Source organism: Clostridia bacterium (genome assembly GCA_036562685.1).
Lineage (GTDB): Bacteria > Bacillota > Clostridia > Christensenellales > DUVY01 > DUVY01.
On the sequence record DATCJR010000059.1, the window covers coordinates 1 to 4,332 of the forward strand.

At 33.8% G+C, this 4,332-nt stretch carries 8 protein-coding genes; 3 read left to right on the forward strand and 5 right to left on the reverse strand.

The genetic code is table 11. The features are described 5' to 3' along the window. Together VIL26_02645 and msrA are read left to right on the forward strand one after the other, a co-directional pair. The coding region (locus VIL26_02645) for an excinuclease ABC subunit UvrA (protein ID HEY8389842.1) at positions 1 to 414 on the forward strand (414 nt) is incomplete at its 5' end. A gap of 4 nt (positions 415 to 418) precedes the next feature. Further along, positions 419 to 913, forward strand: coding sequence for a peptide-methionine (S)-S-oxide reductase MsrA (gene msrA / locus VIL26_02650; GenBank protein ID HEY8389843.1), 495 nt, complete (start codon positions 419 to 421; stop codon positions 911 to 913). Here the strand turns inward: msrA and VIL26_02655 are convergent, their stop codons facing one another. Both VIL26_02655 and VIL26_02660 read right to left on the reverse strand, forming a co-directional pair. Next, positions 914 to 1,306, reverse strand: coding sequence for a DUF4363 family protein (locus VIL26_02655; GenBank protein HEY8389844.1), 393 nt, complete (start codon positions 1,304 to 1,306; stop codon positions 914 to 916). Positions 1,307 to 1,321: 15 nt separating this feature from the next. Continuing rightward, the gene (locus VIL26_02660) at positions 1,322 to 2,035 is read right to left on the reverse strand and encodes a YetF domain-containing protein (GenBank protein HEY8389845.1); all 714 of its coding nucleotides are present in this window, start codon (positions 2,033 to 2,035) and stop codon (positions 1,322 to 1,324) included. A 182-nt stretch (positions 2,036 to 2,217) separates the two neighbouring features. Between VIL26_02660 and VIL26_02665 the strand changes: the two genes are divergently transcribed. Next, positions 2,218 to 2,868, forward strand: a complete 651-nt coding sequence (locus tag VIL26_02665) for a folate family ECF transporter S component (GenBank protein ID HEY8389846.1) — start codon at positions 2,218 to 2,220, stop codon at positions 2,866 to 2,868. Between the two features lie 24 nt (positions 2,869 to 2,892). Here the strand turns inward: VIL26_02665 and VIL26_02670 are convergent, their stop codons facing one another. The 3 genes from VIL26_02670 to VIL26_02680 all read right to left on the reverse strand — a co-directional run bounded on the left by VIL26_02670 (position 2,893) and on the right by VIL26_02680 (position 4,277). Beyond that, the gene (locus tag VIL26_02670; GenBank protein HEY8389847.1) at positions 2,893 to 3,603 is read right to left on the reverse strand and encodes a hypothetical protein; all 711 of its coding nucleotides are present in this window, start codon (positions 3,601 to 3,603) and stop codon (positions 2,893 to 2,895) included. A gap of 191 nt (positions 3,604 to 3,794) precedes the next feature. After that, the gene (locus VIL26_02675) at positions 3,795 to 4,067 is read right to left on the reverse strand and encodes a spore coat protein (GenBank protein ID HEY8389848.1); all 273 of its coding nucleotides are present in this window, start codon (positions 4,065 to 4,067) and stop codon (positions 3,795 to 3,797) included. 12 nt (positions 4,068 to 4,079) lie between these two features. After that, positions 4,080 to 4,277, reverse strand: coding sequence for a hypothetical protein (locus tag VIL26_02680; GenBank protein ID HEY8389849.1), 198 nt, complete (start codon positions 4,275 to 4,277; stop codon positions 4,080 to 4,082). Positions 4,278 to 4,332: the final 55 nt, after the last annotated feature.

Genomic DNA, 4,332 nt, shown 5'->3' on the forward strand with positions numbered 1-4,332 from the left:
TATAACAAAATCAAGACTTTGTATGAAGTCGGACTTGGATATATAAGACTGGGACAGCCTGCTACGACGCTTTCAGGCGGCGAAGCTCAAAGAGTGAAGCTTGCGACTGAACTTTCTAAGCGCAGCACAGGAAAGACTGTTTATATTTTGGACGAACCCACTACAGGACTTCATATGGCTGACGTTGACAAGCTTATATCGGTATTACAAAGATTGGTTGCCAATGGCAATACAGTGATAGTAATTGAACACAACCTGGACGTAATAAAAGTTTGCGATTATATCATAGACTTAGGTCCAGAAGGCGGCGAACACGGCGGTCAGATTATAGCACAAGGTACTCCTGAAGAAGTTGCTATGGTAAGCCAAAGCTATACTGGACAATTCTTAAATCAAATTTTACATTTAGGATAAAAATATGAATGAAAAAGAAATTTATCTTGCTGGCGGATGCTTTTGGGGTGTGGAAGAATTTTTTTCTAACATTTCTGGAGTTGTATTTACCCAAACAGGCTACGCCAATGGAATAAGTGAAAAAACAACATATCAAGACATCAAGAAAACTGACCACAGCGAAACTGTATATATAAAATACGATACAGATGTTTTGAGTCTTGATAATTTGCTGGATTATTATTTTATGATTATTGATCCGACCAGCATTAACCGTCAGGGCAACGACATAGGCAGACAGTATAGAACAGGCATTTATTATACTGATGACCAAGATGTGGAAGTCATTAGATCAAAGATTCAAAAAGAACAGCTCAAATATACTAAGCCTATCGTAACCGAAGTTCAAAAGCTTAATAACTTTTGTCCTGCCGAAGAGTATCATCAACAATATCTCAAAAAGAATCCCACAGGCTATTGTCATGTGGATATGAGTATTTTGGATAAAATCAAAGGTTAATTATAAAATATTTTCTATTTTTGGCAAGAAATTGCTCAGGATCATTTCGCAGTTTTTTATTATCGCAGAAGCTGCGGTGTTGGCCATATTATAATCATTTTGGTTGATGTGCCTGTTGAGTGCATTAATTTTGTAGCTTAGTTCATTGAGTTGAGAATGGGGCAAAATTGCGTGCATGACAATTTTGTCCTTATCCCACTGCTTTTCTAGGTCATCAATCAATTTTTTGTTTAGCTCAGTATCGATGTTTTGCTTATCTTGTTCCATATAGGCATATATATCCGTTATGCCAGACTTCAAGACTTCTATCTTATCGACAAGATAATGCATTTCCCATATCGATGCCCCTATTAAAATTCCAAACACTAAAATAGCGATTATAGTCCTTTTCATTTTTCACACTTATGTTTATTTTTGGTTCTTTTTTAGTTCTTTTATATTGGTAGTAATATACTTGCCTTTTTTGGGCTGAATATAAGTTTGACCGCTATTGTCTGCATAAGCAAGGACAATCTCTTTGATTTTCTTGTTGGCTTTGGACTTTATTATTTTTTCTAATTGATCTTTTTTGATATTAAAATAATCTAGATTAATAGGTTTGCCGTCTATGATAAGAGAAACAGGCGGAGTCTGTTGCTGCGGTTTGACTTTGATGTCCGAAGGCTTGAGCGGCGCAAATTCGGCTTTTGGAATTATACATAACTTTCCGTTAGTTTCAAACATTGCATAATATATTTCGGACAAATCAAAATAGCCTGCGCTTCTCGTAGCTTCCATAAGATCGTTAAGATTCATATTAAGCTGTTTTAACGCTTTGTAGTTGATTCCGTCTGGATTGATTACCATAATGCTATGTCCGTCTATCAATGCCCTGAATTTTAGCGACTTTCTTGATAAAAAAGAAATGAGAAAATGCATCAAAAACAAGGATAATATAGGCACTATGCCATAGATTAATGGTATGCCGGGATCAGACATAGGCACACAGGCAACCTCAGCAATAATGTATGTAATTACAAGTTCGATAGGCTGCATTTCTCCTATCTGCCGTTTTCCCATAAGCCTTATTACAAACAAAACCAAAACAAGTATTATGACTACTCGTATAATAATAGTAAACATACTTCTAATATGTGGAAAATTATGGATTTTATGCCAAATCTAAACAGGAGTTAAAACATTGACAATAAAATGTACATATTAAATAATCATATTCAATTATCATTGCTTTTCTTGAATTATTGAAGTATAATGAATAAACATAAATAAAATTAAAGTTTTAACGCCAAAGGAGATGCCCGACATTGAGTAAGAAACAACACCTTACTCAACAGGAAATTGCGCCTGGCAATAATCAAACGCAACCTGTTGAGCAAAAAACAAAAAAAGGGGTTGCGTATTTTTTTCATCTTGACGCAACTCGCCGCGTTACATATATAGCAGTATTGATTGCCTTAGCGGTAGTGACCAAGATGTTTGGTATTGATTTGCCTTCGGGAAAAGTAAGCTTGTTTTATATTCCTTGCTATCTCGCCGGAGCTTTTTTTGGGCCTATGTTTGGTTTTGTTACAGGTTCGGTGGGAGATTTGTTTGGATACATAATCAAAGGCGGAACGCCTAATCCCGTTATGACCATTGGAAATGGATTGATGGGTTGGATAGTTGGTTTTGTATTTATGATTTTGCCCAAAATTCGTCCTGAAATTAGACTAATTATCGGGGCGTATATTTCTATGATAGTATGCACACTGGGTATCAATACTATCGGACTTGCGGTTATGTATGGCAGTCCATCATTAAATTTGGTTCAGAATTATTTTGCACAGCTTTGGTATGGAGTGATTCCCAGATTTATCTTCCAGCCGATAGTAATAACCATTAATCTTGCTATTTCGGTAGGACTGTACTATGTGTTAAAAAGATATCTAAAAAGGTTTGTAAAATCAGAAAAATAGCTCTTTAGAAAAAAACCGCAGATTTTATTGATCTGCGGTTTTTATTTCTGGGATGCTATTATGTTGGATATTGGCTGTTTTTTGTAACTTTTTGAGTTTATTTTCGTATCCGCCTTTGGTTCCATCGCCGATATTTTTTTCTATGGCAATATTGCATAATTCAATAGCTTTCTTAATATTGTCAATAGACTCTAGATTAATTAGATATTTAAGATAAATGCTGTTTTCTTCTAGGTTAGAAAAATCTCCAAGCTTTTGGTAGCAAAGGTCTTTGCAGTATTTTGAAGCTAGAGGATCGTGCCTTAAAGAATAAAATAGTTTTATTTCTTTGTTGATTATGTAATTGTATGATTTTTGGTCATAATAGTTTGATTTGGCGAATTCAAACATCTTGTATATCAAATCCAAGCTGATTTTGTCCTTGTAATGTGAAGAAAATCTTACAAAATCCTTAAAAAACGGCGCATTGTTTTCATTGTTTACAAACAGTATTCTTTCAACTCCCGTCTTTTTTCCTGGCTCATAAACAAACCAGTTGATAAATTCTTGTTTAAGTTTTTGATCTAGCGAGTTAAAAAATTCTTTAAAATAATGGTCATTGATTTTTTTTATGCTAAACTCGTTTCCAAAAATTTTGTTCCATATAAAAAAGCTTATAAGCCATAAAACTCCAATTCCAGCGATAATCAATTCTATGGTTAAAGCAATATATTGAGCTAAATTAGATAAATACATAATTAAATAACCCCTAAAAGTTCCAACCTAAAAAAATATCAATTCAATAATTATCTAGCTCAAAACCATCAACATTTTAGCACAAAAAGACTTGATAGTCAAAATTAATTTTAAGATTATAAATAAAGTATTAAAAGCAAACAAAAAAAAGAACGATAAAAATCGTTCTTTTTGATGTATCATGACGAAAATTAGTTCATTGTGCCTAATATGTCACCATATTTTTCTTTTTGCTGTTGGACCTCTTGCTGAGGCGCATCCTTTGTTTGATAATATCCGCGGGATTTCATTGCGTTAAATATGCTGAATTGATCGTCTGCGCAAGAACTCATGTTCTGGTCAAGAGTATCTCTTAATTTGGGGCAAGATGCTTCAACTATATAGCTTGCATAGTTTCTTACTATGTCTTTTTCTAAAACCAACATGTCTTGCAACAAATCTTTTTCTTGAAATGTACTGTTCATTTGTTTTCCTCCTTAGTTGTGACTGGCAAGATAATCATTGAGTGCGGTATAGCGTGATTTATGGTTTTCTGCCAAAACTTTGCACTGATCTTTTAGTTCTTGTTCTTTGAATTGCTTTTCATATAAAGAAGACTTTTTGTATGCTAGTTCTTCTAACAACATCATTTCTGATAATATTTCCAAGTCTTTGCTTGTTAGTTTTTTGGGCATTTTATTGACCTCCTTTGATTTCTTTTTTTAGTATAAGTACTTTTTTTGAATTTAT